Origin of the sequence: Streptomyces sp. NPDC059256, assembly GCF_042753785.1 — a bacterium.
GTDB lineage: Bacteria > Actinomycetota > Actinomycetes > Streptomycetales > Streptomycetaceae > Streptomyces.
Genome location: NZ_JBHYZO010000007.1, coordinates 14,170 through 31,563, shown reverse-complemented (window position 1 = coordinate 31,563; position 17,394 = coordinate 14,170). Strand labels below are relative to the sequence as shown.

Below are 17,394 nucleotides of genomic sequence, written 5' to 3'. Positions count from 1 at the left end.
GCGTACACCGCCATGGGCTGCGAACGTCATCGCGACGTTCGCAGCCCATGGCGTTCGGTTGCCCGAGACAGAGCCCATGGCCGAGCAGATCGGCCATGGGCTCCTCCGGTTCGATCCGCGCTCCGCTATGCCTTTCGGAACTGCCGGTCGATCAACTCCATCAGCTCGTCGGCCGATGCGCTCTCCACTTTTGTACCGTCCAGGTCGGTCTTCGACGTTCCGGCGGTCCCCGCCGCCAGCTCCAGCAACCGTCGCTCGATCCGTTGGCGAACGGCGTCCGACGGAAGTGTGGTGAAGGCCGTCTCCAGCCGGTCGAGGCACTCCAGGACGACGTCGGTGGGAGACGGCTCCGGCGGAGCGAGCCGCTCCAGTGCGTACGCGGCGAGTGCTTGCACCGTGGGGTGGTCGAAGACCAGCGTCGCGGGCAGGCGCAGCCCTGTGGCCCTGCCGAGCCGGTTGCGCAGCTCCACGGCAGTGAGGGAGTCGAAGCCTAGGTCCTGGAAGGCGCGGTCGGCGCGTATCTCCGTCGGTGAATCGTGTCCCAGAACGGCGGCTGTATGGCTGCGCACCAACTCGACCACCACTCCCAGCTGTTCCTCGCGGCTGCGGCCCAGCAGCCGCTGGTCGATCGACTCGGCCCCGTCACCCGCCCGGCGGGGCGGAACGCGCACCAGACTGCTGAGGACAGGTGGCAGCGCTTCGGCCACGGCCAGCGCGCGCAGATGACGCATGTCGAGTTCGGCGAGGACCGGGGCCGCGAGATCGCTGCCGAGGGCGGTGTCGAAGCGGGCCAGCGCGTCGTCGGTGGACAGCGGTATGAGCGCCCGGCGGGCGCCGAGGCTCCGCCCGGTCTCTCCGGACCCACGGGTCAGTGCACTGCTCTGCTCCCACTGGCCCCAGGCCATGGACACGGCGGGCAGGCCCTGGGCGCGGCGATGCATGGCCAGCGCGTCGAGAAAGCCGTTGGCGGCGGCGTAGTTGGCCTGGCCGGGTGCGCCCAGGACGCCCGCAGCGGATGAGAACGACACGAACGCTGTGAGATCAGCGTGCTTCGTGAGTTCATGGAGGTTCCAGGCCGCATCCACCTTGGGACGCAGGACGGTCTCCAGCTGTTCGGGCGTCAGATTGAGCACCGTGGCATCGTCCAGCGTCCCAGCCGCGTGGACGACCGCCGTGAGTGGATACTGGTCGGGAATCGTGGCGAGTACCCGGGCGAGCGCGTCGCGGTCACCCGCGTCGCACGTCTCGACGGAGACAGTCGCACCGAGCTCCGCCAACTCGTCCACCAGTTCGGGCGCACCGTCTGCGCCCATCCCGGTCCGGCTGACCAGCAGCAGGCGTGCGACCCGGTGGGAGTCGACCAGGTGCCGGGCGACCAGACCGCCCAGGGTGCCGGTGCCGCCCGTGATCAGTACCGTGCCGTCCGACCGGAACGGTGACATACCGTCAGCATCCAGTGCCGGGGACTCCGGCGCCGGCCGCCGAGTCAGTCGCGGCACGTAGACCTTCCCGTCCCGGATGGCGACCTGCGGTTCACCGAGCGCTATAGCCGCCGAGAGCAGGTCCTCGGTGGCGGGGCCCACGGTATCCACGAGCCGCAACCGGAGCGGGTTCTCCGACTGCGCGCTACGGACCAGGCCGCAGACGGCCGCGCCGGCGAGGTCCGACACGTCCTCCTGGTCTGCGACGGCGACCGCACCGTGGGACACCAGCGTGAGGACCGATGATGCGAACGTCTCGTCGGTGAGCCACTCCTGCACCAGCTCCAGGACCCGAAGAGTCTCTTCGTGCACGCCTGCGGAGGGGCTGCTCGCCGCACCGCCCGTGCAGGCCGACACGACGACTCGTGGCACCGGAGCTCCCTCTGCGACAGCTGCGCGCAGTGCCTTCAGGTCGGGGTACCGCTCGGAACGAGCACCGCCGAACTCGGTGTTGCCGACGAAGACGGGCATCGGTACGGCGGCCGAGGCCGGTTCGGCCTCGGTCCACCGTGTGGCCAGCATGGATGCGCGGTTCCGATGGGTGCCGATACGCACCGGATCGACCGGCCGAAGCAGGAGCGAGTCGATGTGGGCCACCGGCTGGCCCGCACCATCGGCCAGATCCACCGCGAGGGTCTCGTCGCCGGTGCGAAGACGTGCGCGCAGCGTTCGTCCGGCGGTCGCCTGGAGCGAGATCCGCGTCCACGAGAATGGCAGCAGCACCGTCGTCGCTTCGGACGCGTCCGGCCGTCCCGCCATCAGGGCGTGCAGAGCTGAGTCCATGAGCGCAGGGTGGACGCCGTACCCCTCGATGTCGATGTCCTCCGGGATCGTCACCTCAGCGTAGATGTCGCCGCCATGGACCCACGCGGCTTGCAGACCCTGAAACACCGGCCCGTACACCTGGCCGTTGGCCGTGAACCGGTCATAGACGAGCTCCACATCTGCCGGCTCCGCCCCAGGAGGGGGCCAGGCGTCCAAGTCAGCCGGTACCCAGGTGGGTCCGAGCGCCAGGGTGCCGGTGGCGTGCAGCGTCCAGTCGCTTTCGTGGGAGTCCGGACGGGAGTGCACCATGAGGGGACGCGCTCCCGTCGCCTCGGGCTCTCCCACGACGACCTGAATCTGGACGCCGCCGTTTTCCGGCAGCACCAGGGGAGTGAGCAGGGTGAGTTCGTCCACCGATACGCAGCCGACCTGCTGGGCAGCGTGGAGCGCGAGCTCGACGAACGCGGTCCCCGGGACCAGCACAACGTCGTTGACCTGGTGGTCCGCGAGCCAGGTGTGGGTCCTGAGGGAGACACGGCCGCTGAAGATGTGTCGGTCGTCCCCGGCTACCGACAGACCGGCTGGCACCAGGGGATGCCTGGTGTCGCCCAGCCCGGCCGATCGCACATCGACCGTCGTCGCCGTAGTCCTGAGCCAGTACTGACCATGCTGGAAGGCGTAGGTCGGCAGTTCGACGCGGCGGGTGCCGGGAGTGAGCACCCGTGTCCAGTCCACGGAGGCCCCTTGGACGTGCGCCTCGGCGAAGGCGGCCAGCAACGCGCGAGTGTCGCCTGCGTCGCGTCGAAGGGTGCCCGATGCCGCTGCTTGGACCCCGGCCCGTTCCAGGGTCTGTCGCACGCCCAAGGTCAGTACGGGGTGCGGCGCGGCTTCGAGGAACAGGCGGTGACCGGCGTCGATCAGGGCCTCGGTGGTCTTGCCGAACTGGACGGTGTCGCGCAGGTTGCGGTACCAGTACTCGGCGTTCAGTTCGGTGGTGTCCATGACCTCACCGGTGACCGATGAGTAGAACGGCAAGGCGCTCGCGCGGGGGCGGAGCGGAGAAAGAGCCGCGATGAGTTCCTCGTACAACACTTCGATATGCGGGGTGTGCGAGGCGTAGTCGACCGGGATCATCCGGGCACGGACTCCCTCGGCTGCCCAGTCCGCGACGAACTTCTCCACCGCGTCCGTGTCCCCGGCCACGACGGAGCTGTCCGGGCCATTGATCGCCGCGAGATGTACCCCGATGGCCGCCGCCACGGCGAGCCGGGCGTGGACGTGTTCCGCGGGCAGCGGTACCGAGGCCATCGCACCCGTCCCGGCCAACCTGGTGATGATCTTGCTCCGGAGTGCCACCACCAGCGCGGCGTCGTCGAGTGACAGCGCCCCGGCCACGTACGCAGCGGCGATCTCCCCCTGCGAGTGACCGGCCACGGCGTCCGGAATCACGCCCACCGACTTCCAGAGCTCGGCCAGCGACGACATGACGGCGAACAGCGCTGGCTGTACGACGTCCACCCGTTCCAGGGAAGGGGCTCCCGGGGCGCCGTGCAGCACATCGAGCAGGGACCAGCTGGTGTGCTTCTCGATGGCCGCGGCGCAGGCCCGCATGTGTTCCGCGAAGACCGGTGCCTGGTCCAACAGTTCGAGTGCCATGCCTGTCCACTGCGACCCCTGGCCGGGGAACACCAGGACGGTCTTGCCCCCGGCAGATGGCGCCACCCCTTGGATTGCAGCGGGGTGCGGCTCACCCCGGGCAATGGCGGTCAGCGCCGAACGGAGCGTTTCGTTGTCCCGGCCGATGACCACGCCACGGTGGTCGAACGTCGTCCGGGTCGTGGCGAGCGCCCAGGCCGTGTCACGCGGGTCGTGGTCCGACCGGACATGCTCTGCGAGGCGTGCCGCCTGAGCACGTAGGGCGGCCTCGGACCGGCCCGAGACGAGCCAGGACACCACGGCACCGCTGCCGCCCAAGGGCCGGTCCGCCGCGAGGACCGCCGGTGCGCCGGTGATAGGAGGAGGCGCTGGTGCCGGATCGATCGAGGGCGCCTCCTCAAGGACGACGTGAGCGTTGGTGCCGCTGATGCCGAACGCTGACACGGCGGCGCGTCGCCGGTGGTCGGTCTCGGGCCATGGGACTGTTTCGGTGAGTATCGCGACTCCGCTGTCCTCCCAGTCGACGTGCGGTGTTGCTTCGTCGACGTGCAGGATTCGGGGGAGTCGTCCGTGTCGCAGGGCCTGCACCGTCTTGATGACTCCGGCGACCCCCGCCGCCTGCTGGGTATGTCCGATGTTGGATTTGACGGAGCCGATCCACAGCGGCCGGTCTACCGGGCGGTTCTGTCCGTAGGTGGCGATGAGGGCTTGGGCTTCGATGGGGTCGCCGAGTGTGGTGCCGGTGCCGTGTGCTTCGACGGCGTCGATGTCGGTGGGGGACAGGCCCGCGTTGGTGAGGGCTTGTTGGATGACTCGTTGTTGGGAGGGGCCATTGGGTGCGGTGAGTCCGTTGCTGGTGCCGTCGGAGTTGATGGCGCTGCCGCGGATGGTGGCGAGGATCGGGTGGCCGTTGCGCCGTGCGTCCGACAGCCGCTCCACCAGCAGCAGACCGACGCCTTCGGAGAAGGCAGTTCCGTCGGCCGCGCCCGCGAACGGCTTGCACCGTCCGTCAGGGGCCAGCCCGCGCTGACGACTGAACCCGACGAAGACGCTCGGTGTGGGCATCACCGTCACACCGCCGGCCAGGGCGAGGTCGCAGTCGCCGTTGCGGAGCGCCTGTGCCGCGAGGTGCAGCGACACCAGCGAGGACGAGCACGCGGTGTCGACGGTGATGGCCGGTCCCTCAAGGCCGAGGGCATAGGCGATGCGACCCGACGCGACACTGCTCGCCGCCCCCGTCAGCAGGTATCCCTCCACGGCTTCCGAGGTCCGCGACGGCCCGCCGGGATAGCCGTAGGCGGTCATCCCGACGAAGACGCCGGTACGGCTCGTGCGAAGCGACTCTGGCGGTAGGCCGGCGCGTTCGAGGGTCTCCCAGGCGGTTTCGAGCAGGACGCGCTGTTGCGGGTCGGTGCCCAGGGATTCACGGGGGCTCATGCCGAAGAATTCGGCGTCGAAGTGCCCTGCACCGTCGAGGAAACCACCCCGGTCCACATAGGAGGTCCCCGGGCGGTCGGCGTTCGGATCGAAGAGGTCGTCCAGGTCCCAGCCGCGGTCGTCCGGGAACTCGGACATGGTCTCACGTCCGAGGTCGGCGACGTCCCAGAGATCCTCGGGGGTGCGAACGCCGCCGGGGAATCGGCAGGCCATCGATACGATCACGATCGGGTCGTCGTCGCTGCCTGCGTTCGCGCGGACCGCGACCTGCTGGATCTGCCCGCTCAGCTGTTCCCGGAGATACGTAGCGAGCGCGCCCGCGTTCGGGTGATCGAAGATCAAGGTCGCAGGCAGTCGCATCCCGGTTTCGGAGTTGAGCCGGTTGCGGAGTTCGACGGCGGTGAGCGAGTCGAAGCCGATCTCTTGGAACGGCCGCCGGGGGTCGATCGTCTCCGGTGCGGGATGGCTCAGCACCACACCGATGTTGGCGCGGACTACGTCGAGCAGGAGGCTCTGTTGCTCTGTCGTCGAGCGCCCCACCAACTCCCGCTGCAGCAAACCGCGCTGGCTCGGCCGTCCCCCTGCCTGCCGGCGGGACGCACGTAGGAATCCGCGCAGGACCGCCGGAGCAGGGCGCAACTCGGCCACCGCCCGGATAGCCGCGAGGTCGAGACCGGCGGGTACCAGGTCGGGCCGTCCGCCGTCGAGGCCCACATCGAAGAGTGCGAGAGCCTCCGCATCGGACATGGTGGTCAGCACGTCGTGGGCGACGGCGTGGCGCTTTCCCTCGAACAACTCCGCGGTGATCCCGCTGGCCTGTTGCCAGAGTCCCCAGGCGAGCGAGACGGCCGGGAGCCCGGCGGCGTGCCGGTGCGCGGCCAGAGCGTCCAGGAAAGTGTTACCGGCTGCGTAGTTGGCCTGCCCGGGGTTGCCGAGGGTGCCCGCGAGAGAGGAGAACAGCACGAACGCGCCGAGGTCGAGGTCCTTCGTCAGTTCATGAATGTGCCAGGCGGCATCCGTCTTCGGCCGCAGGACAGGATCGAGCTGACTGGCCTCCAACATGGTTACGGCCGCGTCGTCGGTGATCCCCGCTGAGTGCACCACCGCGGTGAGGGGGTGTTCCGGCGGTATCGCGTCGAGCAGATCGCGCAACTCGTCCCGGTCGGATACGTCGCAGGCTCGTATGGTGGCCTCGGCGCCCAACTCGGCCAATTCCGCCCGCAGGTTGTCGGCGCCGTCGGCTCCGGGACCGCGTCGACTGACCAGGAGCAGTCGCCGGACACCGTGCTCGGTGACCAGATGGCGTGCCACGGCGGCGCCGAGGGTACCGGTTCCGCCGGTCACCAGGACGGTTCCGCCGGCGGCGATTTGACGCGGCATGGTGAGAACCAGTTTGCCGGTGTGGCGCGCCTGGCTCATCAACCGGAACGCCTGTGGTGCCTGGCGTACGTCGAATGCCGTCACCGGAAGGGGGTGCAGCATGCCTTCGTCGCACATCGCGACCAGGGCCGCCAACATACGCGCGATGTGGTCGGGCCCAGCCTCGACCGTCTCGAAGGCCCGATAGACGACTCCGGGGTGTTGCTCCGCAACCTCCGCGGGGTCGCGCACATCGGTCTTGCCCATCTCCAGGAAGTGCCCACCCCGAGGCAGGAGTCGCAGCGACGCGTCCACGAACTTGTCGGTGAGGGAGTCGAGGACGACGTCCATGCCGTTGCCGTCCGTGCGCGCGCGGAACGTCGCCTCGAATGCGAGTGTCCGCGAGTCCGCGAGGTGGGCGTCGTCGAAGCCCATCTCACGCAGCGTGTCCCACTTGGGAGTGCTCGCGGTGACGAAGACCTCCGCACCCCAGTGCCGCGCCAGCTGTACGGCGGCCATGCCGACACCGCCGGTCGCGGCGTGCACCAGCAACCGCTGCCCGGGGCGCAGACCAGCCAAGTCGTGCAGGGCGTAGTAGGCCGTCAGGAACGCCACGGGAGCCGAAGCGGCCTGGACGAACGTCCATCCGCGCGGCACCCGGGTCAGAGCCCGACGGTCGGCGACCGCCAGCGGCCCGACGGCGCCTTCGGGGAACAGACCCATGACGGGGTCGCCGGGTGACATATCGGTGACGCCCTGGCCAGTTTCGATGACGACCCCGGCGGCCTCGCTACCGATGAGAGCCTCACCCGGATACAGGCCGAGGGTGAGGAGTACGTCGCGGAAGTTGACTCCGGCAGCCCGGATCGCCACCCGCACCTCGCCACTCCTCAACGGCCGGTCGGCGCAGCACGGTTCCAAAACGAGGTTCTCGACCGTGCCCGGTTCGGTGGTCGCCAGGCGCCATGCCGAGGTGTCCTCAGGCGGTGTCAGCAGGCCGTCGGTGTCGGCGTGGACGAGCCGGGCCGTGTACGCCTCGCCGTCCCGCAGCGCGAGCTGCGGCTCCCTTGACGCGAGTGCTTCCCGCAGCCGCCGAAAGGAGGCATCGCGCCTGTCGAGGTCGATGAGGTGGAAGCGGTCCGGGTGCTCCGACTGCGCCACGCGCAGGAACCCCCACGCCGGTGAGGCCGCCAAGCCGGGGACGTGTTCACCGGCGCGGACGGCTACCGCCCGTTCCGTCACGATGGCGAGGCGGCTGCCCTCGAACCGTTCGTCGGCGAGCCACCGTTGGACGAGCCGGTGCGCCCAGTGCGCCGTCGCACGCCCACCATCGGCCGGGGTTGTCTCCGAGGAGGAGACCACGTCAGGTGGGACGAACGCCAGCACGACCGCCGGGAGAGCCGACCCGGCGTCCGCCTGAGCGCACAGCGAGTCGAGGTCGGCCACGGTACGGAGATCGCCCCCGATGCAGTCGCGCAGGGCGCGGGGAAGATCCCCGAGTAGGGCCCAGCCCCCCCGCCCGTCGGTCGCCTCGCTTGGGGGCGCCGGCTGCCAGGAGAGGCGGTAGAGCGAGTCACGCCGCCGCGCGGCTTCGGAGGTCCGCTGGGCAGTGAGAGGGCGGACGGTGAGGGCTTCGACCGTGGCCACGGGGTCTCCGGCGGCGTCCGTCAGCGACAGACTGACGGTGTCGGGTCCGGCCAGGCGGAGCCGGACCCGAACAGCCGTGGCGCCGACGGCATGTGCGGACACGCCGCGCCAGACGAACGGCAGCCTGGTCCGGCCGTCGTGGTCGTCGCCTGCCAATGCGGTGACATGCAGCGCGGCGTCCAGCAGCGCCGGGTGCAGCGCGAAGCCCTCGGTGTCGACCTCCTCGGGCAGCTCGACCTCGGCGAACAGATCGTCGCCCTGGCGCCAGGCGGCGCGCAGCCCGAGGAAGGCTGAACTGTAGTGCAGCCCGAGGTCTCCCAGACGTGGATACGCATCGGACGCCTTCAACGGTGCAGCCCCGGGGGGCGGCCAGGTTTCGCAGGGAGCGTCCGGTGGCGGCGCCTGCGGGCTCACGACGCCGATCGCGTGGGTTGTCCACGGGATGTCGCCGGCATCCTCCTCGTCGCCATCCGCCCGGGAGTGGATGCCGATGTGCCGCTCACCGTCCGGTCCCGCCGCACCGACCATCACCTGGATGCGCACCGCTTCCCGGTCCGGCAGTGCCAGCGGTGCCTGGAGCGTCAACTCCGCCACCTGGGCGCAGCCCACGCGGTGTGCGGCATGCAGGGCGAGTTCTGCATAGGCGGTGGCCGGGACGACCACCGTGTCGTGCACGACGTGGCCGGCGAGCCAGCCGTGAGTCTTGAGCGAGAGCCGCCCGGAGAACAGATGACCTGTACCGTCGGCCAACAGCGTCTCGGCGACCAGCAGGGGGTGGCCCGCCGAGCCCAGGCCGGCCGAACGGACTTCCCCGGTCGCCTCGATGGAGTCGGGCCAGTACCGCGCCCCGGCGAACGCGTAGGTCGGTAGGTCAAGACGTGTCGTCGCCTGCGCGGGTACGATCCGGGCCCAGTCCGGCGTCGCACCGTGGACATGGGCGCTGGCGAGGGACGTGAGCAGCCTCGTGAAGTCTCCGTCGTCACGGCGCAGCGTGCCGTGCGCATGCGCCGCCACCCCGGAGTCCTCGATGGTCCCCTGAACCGGGACGGTGAGTACCGGATGTGGGCTGACCTCGATGAAGAGGGTGTGTCCGTCGGAGAGCAGCGCACGGGTTGCCTCCTCGAACCTGACCCGGCTGCGCAGGTTCGTGTACCAGTACGCGCCGTCGAGCGCTTCGGCGTCGATCGGCTCGGCCGTGACGGCTGAGTAGAACGGGATGCCGGGCGGTCGCGGCACGATTCCCGCCAGATCGGATGCGAGCTGTTCCCGTACGGCCTCGACATGGGGTGTGTGCGAGGCATAGTCCACCGGGATCAGCCGGGCCGGCACGCCGCTCTCCTGGCAGGAGTCGACGAGTTCCCGGAGTTCTGCGGCCCTTCCCGCGACCACGGTGGAGCCCGGCGAGTTCACCGCGGCGATGCTCAGGTTCCCCCTGTGCGGTTCGTCGAGGAGCGCGGCGACCTCGGCTGCGGACAGCGGCACGGAGGCCATGCCACCGGTTCCGGCCAGGTGGAGCAGGGCCCTGCTGCGCAGGGCCACGACCCTCGCGGCGTCGTGGAGCGTCAGTGCTCCGGCGATGTGCGCGGCGGCGATCTCTCCTTGGGAGTGGCCCACCACCGCGTCCGGCCACACGCCTGACGCCTGCCACACCCGGGCGAGGGAGACCATGACCGCGAACAATGCGGGCTGTACGACATCAACCCGCTCCAACGAGGGGGCTCCCGGTGCGCCGTGCAGCACGTCGAGCAGTGACCAATCGGTGTGGGGCGCGAGCGCCTCGGCGCAAGCCTGCAGCTGCTCACGGAAGACCTGGGAGCTCTCCAGCAGTCCGACGGCCATGCCCTCCCACTGGGACCCCTGCCCGGGGAACACGAACACGGTCCGGGCGCCGCTGCCCCTGCCCTGGACGACGTTCCGTGCCGTCTCACCGTCCGCCACGGACCGCAGCCCTTCGAGTAACTCCGTCCCCGTGCTGGCGGCGATGGCTGCGCGGTGCTCGTGGTGTTCACGTTCATGAGCCAGCGCATGGCCGATGTCGTACGGCGCCACGGACGGGTGGTCCACGGCGAAGTCCAACAGCCGCTGTGCCTGGCCGCGCAGCGCCGCCTCCGTTCTGGCGGAGATCAGCCACGGCAGCTCGCCTGCCGAGAGGACCGGCGGCTCCGCCGCCGCTGAATCCACGGGCGGGGTCTGCGTGGCAGGCGGGGCTGCCTCCAGGATGACGTGCGCGTTGGTGCCGCCCACCCCGAACGAGGACACGGCCGCGCGGTGCGGACGGCCGCTCTCGGGCCACGGACGCGCGGACGTGAGCAACTCGACGTTCCCCAGCGTCCAGTTCACATGCGGTGTCGGGGCGTCCACGTGGAGAGTCCGAGGAAGCAGCCCGTTGCGCAGGGCCAGCACCATCTTGATGACCCCGGCCACTCCCGCCGCGCCCTGTGGATGGTTGATGTTGGACTTCACGGACCCGAGCCACAGCGGCCGGTCGGAGGGGCGGTCTTGCCCGTAGGTGGCGAGCAGCGCATGCGCTTCGATCGGGTCGCCCAGGGTGGTTCCGGTGCCGTGCGCCTCGACCGCGTCGACATCGCCGTACGTCAGACGGGCGTCGGCGAGCGCCTGATCGATGACACGTTGCTGAGAGGGGCCGTTCGGTGCGGTCAGGCCGTTGCTGCTGCCGTCGGAGTTGACCGCCGACCCTCGTAGGACGGCGAGTACTCGATCGCCGTCGCGCTGTGCGTCCGACAGCCGCCGGAGCAGCAGAAGTCCGACGCCCTCGCCCCAACCGATGCCGTCGGCGGCAGCGGCGAAGGGCTTGCTCCGCCCGTCGGGGGCAAGCCCTCGCTGCCTGCTGAACTCGGTGAACCAGGCGGACGTGGCCATGATGGTGACCCCGCCGGTCAGCGCCCGTTCGCACTCGCCGTTCCGCAGCGCCTTGATGGCCAGATGGAGGGCCACCATCGACGACGAGCACGCGGTGTCCACGGTGAGAGCCGGGCCCTCCAGCCCATAGGAGTAGGCGATGCGGCCGGACATGATGCTGGCCTGCGTGCCTGTCAGGATGTAACCCTCGACCTGTTCCTTGGCGGGCAGCAGGCGCATGTTGTAGGTCTGGCCGACGCTGCCGATGAACACGCCGGTGCGGGTGCCGCGCAGGGTTGACGGTGGAATGCCCGCCCGCTCGAACGTCTCCCACGCCACCTCCAGGATCTGCCGCTGCTGTGGGTCCATCGCCAACGCCTCGCGTGGGCTGATCCCGAAGAAGTCCGCGTCGAACCGGGCGGCGTCGGGAACGAACGACCCCTCACGGGTGTAGGTCCTGCCCGGGGCGTCGGGGTCGGGGTCGTAGATGTCGTCGATGTCCCAGCCCCGGTCGGCCGGGACGGTCATGACGGCGTCCTTCTCGGCCACCAGCATGTCCCACAGCTGCTCCGGGGAGGCGACGTCACCGGGGAACCGGCAGCCCATGGAGACCACCGCGATCGGTTCGCGCTCCCGGTCCTCGGCCTCTCGGAGGCGTCGGCGTGTCTGGCGGAGACTGGCCGTCGTCCGCTTGAGGTAATCGCGCAGTCGCTCTTCGTTCGCTGCCGGACGGCGCTCGGCCGAGTCGGAACTCATCGGGACTCCCCCCTGTAATTCCCTACCGTGTGATGGCGCAATGCGAATTCCGATCAGTCGTGCCGATGGCACGGGACACGACGGAGAATGATCGCACTCGCGGCTTACAGCGGACTTGGGTCGTTCTAAAAAGAGGACCTGCGGAATTCGAAGACCTGCGAAATTTAGTTGCGTTTTACTGCGGGGCAGCAGAATGTGCGGTGCTGAGATGCGCTCTCGGTACGAGGCACGGTCGCACGGGAGAAGCGCCGGTTTCAGAGAAGGGCGAGTGAATGAGTGGCATGATCAGTCAGTCGGGATCGCGGCCCGAGACCCTTTCCGACGGAGTCCGTCTGCTGCGTTCGGGCCTGGCCACCGGCGGAGTGGTCACCACGAACGAACAGTTCGCCGAGTGGCTCACCCGGTGCGAGGGCACGGCCCGGATGCGAGTCGAGCGGGTGCCACTGACCCAGTTGAAGGGCTGGCACTTCACCGAGGGGCGCGGCACCCTGATGCATGACAGCGGCAAGTTCTTCCGGGTCGAGGGCATGGACATCACCCGCACCGGGGCGAGTCCACTGTCCTGGCAACAGCCTCTCATCAACCAACCCGAGGTCGGCATACTCGGCCTGCTGGCCAAGGAGTTCGACGGTGTCCTGCACTTTCTGATGCAGGCCAAGGTCGAACCCGGCAACCGCCGGCAACTCCAACTCTCCCCAACCGTGCAGGCCACCAGGAGCAACTACACCAAGGTGCACGGGGGTGCGTCCACGCCTTACCTGGAGCACTTCCTGCCCACCGGCCGCGGCAGGGTGGTCGCCGATGTGCTGCAGTCCGAGCAGGGCACATGGTTCCGCGGCAAGCGCAACCGCAACATGGTCGTCGAGACCACCGCGGTGGTGCCCGTCCATGACAACTTCTGCTGGCTGACCTTCGGGCAGATCCGTAGGCTGATGGCCGAGCCGAACCTGATCAACATGGACTCCCGGACGGTGCTGGCCTGCCTGCCCATGGCGTCGTCCGGCTGGCCGGACGACATGGTGGACGACTCTCCCACCCCGGCGTACGCGGCCGAGTTGCGCCGTTCGTTCCAGGCGGGTGAGGCGGACGCCCGCCATACCTCCGTCGAGATCCGCAGCTGGCTCAACGACGTGCGCACCGAGACGGAACTGCGCGTCGATCGGGTCCCGTTGTCCCTGCTGCGGGATTGGAATGTCTCGGATGACGACATCGCGCACCGGGAGGGCAAGCACTTCAAGGTCATCGGGGTGTCGGTGGAGAGCGGTCAGCGTGAGGTCACCGCCTGGTCCCAACCTCTCCTGGCCCCCAACCCAGGAGTCGTCGCCTTCTTGACCACGCGTGTCGAAGGGGTGCTGCACGTCCTTGTGCAGGCATCCGTCGAGCCGGGATTCCGCGATGTCGTGGAGCTCGGCCCCACGGTCCAGTGCAGCCCGATCAACTACGCCGACGCGCCGCCCGCAGAACGTCCTCGATTCCTGGACTACGTGCTTGAGGCGACCGAGGGAGTCCGCTACGACGTGGTGTTGTCGGAGGAAGGCGGCCGGTTCTACCACGCGGAATGCCGCTACATGGTGATTGAATGTGACGATCCCGGAGCCCTGGAACATCATCCTGAATTCCGCTGGATGACTATCCGGCAGATTCTTGCGATGCGACGGCATTCCAACTATCTCAATGTTCAGACGCGTAGCCTGCTGGCCTGTATTGGCTCTCTTTGGTAAAGCCTCGGGCTCCGGCCCGATACTGGATTGCGCCATTTCTGATCTGTTCTGAATCGACGTGAAGGAAGAGGCGAACGCATGGCGGTGTCCGCCGACAAGAGCGCTCTTTGGTTCAGGAGGTTCGTACCGAATGCCGAGGAAGCGCCGATACGGCTGGTGTGTCTGCCACATGCGGGCGGTTCAGCGGCGTACTTCCTTCCGTTCGCCCATGCGTTCGGCGCCCGAGTGGACGTGCTCGGAGTGCAGTATCCAGGCCGCCAGGATCGGCGCAGGGAGCCGTGCATCGACGAGATGGGCGCACTGGCCGACGCGGCCTTCGAGGCTCTGCGCCCCTACCTCGACCGGCCGGTTGCCCTGTTCGGGCACAGCATGGGGGCCACGCTTGGGTTTGAGCTGGTGCGCCGGATTGAGGCCGTTGCCGATGCGCAGGTCGTCTGGCTTTTCGCCTCGGGCCGACGGGCGCCCGCGCGCCACGGAGGCCAACTGGTGCACCACTTCGATGACGACCGTCTCCTTGCAGAGGTGACGGAACTCGATGGCACCGATGCCCGTGTCCTCGACGACGACGAGCTCATGCGTTCGGCGCTGCCGGCGATCCGAGCCGACTACAAGGCCGCTGAGACCTATCGGCTGATGGAGAACGTACGACTGCACTGCCCGATCACGGCTCTCGCCGGAGCGAGTGATCCCAAGGTGACGCTGGACGAGGCGCGCGCCTGGCGGCGGCACGCGGCGGCCGGATTCGAGCTGCGTGTCTACCAGGGCGGGCACTTCTTCCTGGCGGACCACCGCGACGCGATAGTGCACCTGGTCGACGAGAGGTTGAGTGGCCAAGCACAGATTTAGCTCCCCTCCTCATGCTGGGTCTCACCAAAAAGAGGCGCAGTTTGGGGGAATTACGTGTCTACCAGAAGAGCGGTGTTGAAGGGGGGCGTGGCCGCGCTGGCCACGGCCGGTCTCGGTGTCGTGGGAGCCGAGGGCAGCGCCCTGGCCGTGGACTCCGAATGGCAACGACTCCAAAGGCGTTTGGCGGGACGGCTGGTTCTGCCGTCCGACAGCGGCTACGACCTGGCCAAGCAGTTGCACCGGACGACCTTCGACGCAGTCCGCCCGGCCGGAGTGGCCTACTGCAGGTCCGTCGGAGACGTCCGTACCTGTCTCTCCTTCGCCCAGCACAACGGTGTTCCAGCGGTTGCGCGCAGCGGCGGACACAGCTATGCCGGGTACTCCACGACCAAGGGCCTGGTTATCGACGTCTCCCAGCTCAACGGCATTCGAGTGGGCGGGCAGACCACGATGGTGGGTCCCGGCGCCCAGCTCACCGATCTCGTCGACGCCGCCGGTTCTCACGGGGTGGGGTTCGCGTCCGGGATCTGCCCGACCGTGGCGATGGGCGGATACCTGCTAGGAGGCGGCATCGGCTGGCAGACCCGGGCGCTCGGCCTCGGTTGTGATTCGTTGGAATCCGTACAGGTTGTGCTCGCCGACGGCACCGTGGTCACGTGTTCGGAGCGGCACGACCAGGACCTGTTCTGGGCGCTGCGCGGCGGTGGGGGCGGCAATTTCGGCATCGTGACCCGCTACGAACGACGCAACAGCGTGATCCCCCGAATGATCAACTACACGTTGGCCTGGGCCTGGGACCATGTCAAGGACGTGGTGGCGGGCTGGCAGCGTTGGCTGCCCAGCGCACCCCGGGCGATGAGCGGTCGTTGTCTGCTCGGGCTCTTCAATGCCGCGCCCACCGGCACGCCGCTCCTCATCACCGACGGTACCTTCCTCGGTTCGCCGGACGACCTCGCCCCGCACCTGGACTCCCTGATCGCGACGATCGGACGCGCTCCGGCCGCCCGTGACGCGCAGGAACTCGGGTTCCGTGACGGCATGATGTCCTGGTTCAAGTGCTCGGACAAAACCGTCGCCCAGTGCCACCGGGTGGGGCACAACCCCGACGCCACCCTCCCCAGGGCCGGTTTCCAGGTCGATCGCTCGCGCCTGTTCAAGGAAGACATTCCCCTCTCCGGAGTGGACGAGATACTCGCAGCCTTCGACGCCGACCGCCGGGCCGGTCATGTGCGGTTCGTGCACCTGTTCGCACTCGGTGGAGCCGCCTCCGACGTTGCACGAACCGCGACCGCGTACGTGCACAGGGACGCCCGGTTCTCGGTGGACTGGGCAACGGTGCTTCCGCCGGTGATGGACGACGAGCAGGAACGCGCGGCGGCCCGTGCGTGGATCAACCGTGCTTTCACGGTCACCGACCGCTACTCGACCCACGAGACCTATCAGAACTACATCGACCCCGACCTGACGGACTGGCGGCGGGCGTACTACGCCGAGAACTATCCGCGACTCGTCCGGGCGAAGCGAGCCTACGACCCGCACGGATTCTTCAACTTCGAGCAGAGCATCGGCTGACTTTCGAAGCCTCAACCACGGTGCTCAGGCCAGCTCCTCAAGAGCGCCGACGACTGCCGATGGCGGGGGTGCATCATCCATCTCCGCCTGCACCTTCTCTGCCGCCGCCTTCCAGACCGGCTCGGTGAGCACCCGGGTGACGGCCGCCCCCACCTCCGGGGCGGCCGTTCCGACCACGTCCAGCGTGAGGCCGGCGCCGCTGGCGGCGAAGTTGGCCGCGTTGAAAGGGTTGTCGGCCGTCTGCGGCATCATCACCTGCGGCAGACCGTGGCAGGCCGCGGTCAGCAGCGAGCTGGTGCCGCCCTGATGGACGATGGCGTCACAGGTCGACATGAACAGGTGCAGCGGCACGTTCTCGGCCACGCGGGTGTTGGCGGGCACCGTGCCGAGTTTCATCCGATCGGCGGCGCTGATCGCAAGCACGACCTCGACGTCCAGGTCGGCGAGGCCCTCGATGACCCGGGGCAGCACGAATCCCTCGTCGCCGGCGAGCGCCGCGGTGGAGGTACCCCAGGTGACGCACACACGAGGACGCGAGGTGGGCTCCAACACCCAGTCGGGGACCACGGCCGCACCGTTGTAGGGGACGAACCTCATGGGCAGTCGCCCGCCCAGATCGGGGAACTGCAGGCTGGTGGGCCAGGGGTCGACGGTGCGCAGTGGGTAGTCGTTGCGCACTTCCACCCCATAGTGGTCATACAGATCGGGCAGACCCGTGGGCCACGCGGCACGGACCTCGCCGCCATCGACGGCTCGGCCCTGCAAGGGCTGACTGACCATGCGCATGACGTCAGGACCCCAGGTCTGCCGGACCAGCGGTACCCCCCGGAGCGCCGAGACCAGCGGGGCCGCGAACACCATCGAGTCGGTGACCAACAGGTCCGGACGCCAGTGCTCGGTGACTCGCAGAAGGTCAGGCGCCATCCGGCAGGCGGACTCGACCAGGGGCGCCATGGCGGCGTCCCGCAGTGCGGCGTGCTCATCTGCAGGAGGCTCCGCGCCCTCGCCCGTGTCCACCAGACCACTGTCGGTCCACTGACGGGCGGGCGCCTCGATCACACGCCGACCGCCGCGCGAGCGCAGTACTCCGTCCATGATCTCGTAGCCGTGGCCGACCTCGAAGGCGGGCAGTCCGACGGCGACGATCGCGCTGCTCAGTTCGGGTTGTGCGGCAACCCGCACGTCGTGTCCGGCTGCTCGACAGGCCCAGGCCAACGGCACCATATGGAAGAGTGGGGTGGTGGTGGCAGCGACAGGGGTGAAGAGGATACGCACGGGCTTCCTTCAGCTCGGTG

The 17,394-nt window shown here is 68.9% G+C and carries 5 protein-coding genes; 3 read left to right on the top strand and 2 right to left on the bottom strand.

Translation table 11 applies throughout. The features are described from left to right. Positions 1–125: 125 nt before the first annotated feature. Positions 126–11,960: an SDR family NAD(P)-dependent oxidoreductase gene (locus ACFXJL_RS17685; protein ID WP_384693329.1), complete on the bottom strand. Its 11,835-nt coding sequence runs from the start codon at positions 11,958–11,960 to the stop codon at positions 126–128. A 281-nt stretch (positions 11,961–12,241) separates the two neighbouring features. Between ACFXJL_RS17685 and ACFXJL_RS17680 the strand changes: the two genes are divergently transcribed. The 3 genes from ACFXJL_RS17680 to ACFXJL_RS17670 all read left to right on the top strand — a co-directional run bounded on the left by ACFXJL_RS17680 (position 12,242) and on the right by ACFXJL_RS17670 (position 16,099). Further along, the gene (locus ACFXJL_RS17680; RefSeq protein WP_384693326.1) at positions 12,242–13,681 is read left to right on the top strand and encodes an NDP-hexose 2,3-dehydratase family protein; all 1,440 of its coding nucleotides are present in this window, start codon (positions 12,242–12,244) and stop codon (positions 13,679–13,681) included. A 78-nt stretch (positions 13,682–13,759) separates the two neighbouring features. Beyond that, positions 13,760–14,527: a thioesterase II family protein gene (locus ACFXJL_RS17675; protein ID WP_384693323.1), complete on the top strand. Its 768-nt coding sequence runs from the start codon at positions 13,760–13,762 to the stop codon at positions 14,525–14,527. Positions 14,528–14,581: 54 nt separating this feature from the next. Then, positions 14,582–16,099 (top strand): FAD-binding oxidoreductase, encoded by a 1,518-nt coding sequence (locus tag ACFXJL_RS17670; RefSeq protein WP_384693320.1) that lies wholly within the window; start codon positions 14,582–14,584, stop codon positions 16,097–16,099. 24 nt (positions 16,100–16,123) lie between these two features. Here ACFXJL_RS17670 and ACFXJL_RS17665 read toward each other — a convergent pair whose 3' ends face one another. Next, complete coding sequence (locus tag ACFXJL_RS17665) at positions 16,124–17,374, bottom strand: nucleotide disphospho-sugar-binding domain-containing protein (protein WP_384693317.1); 1,251 nt, start codon at positions 17,372–17,374, stop codon at positions 16,124–16,126. Positions 17,375–17,394 lie beyond the last annotated feature (20 nt).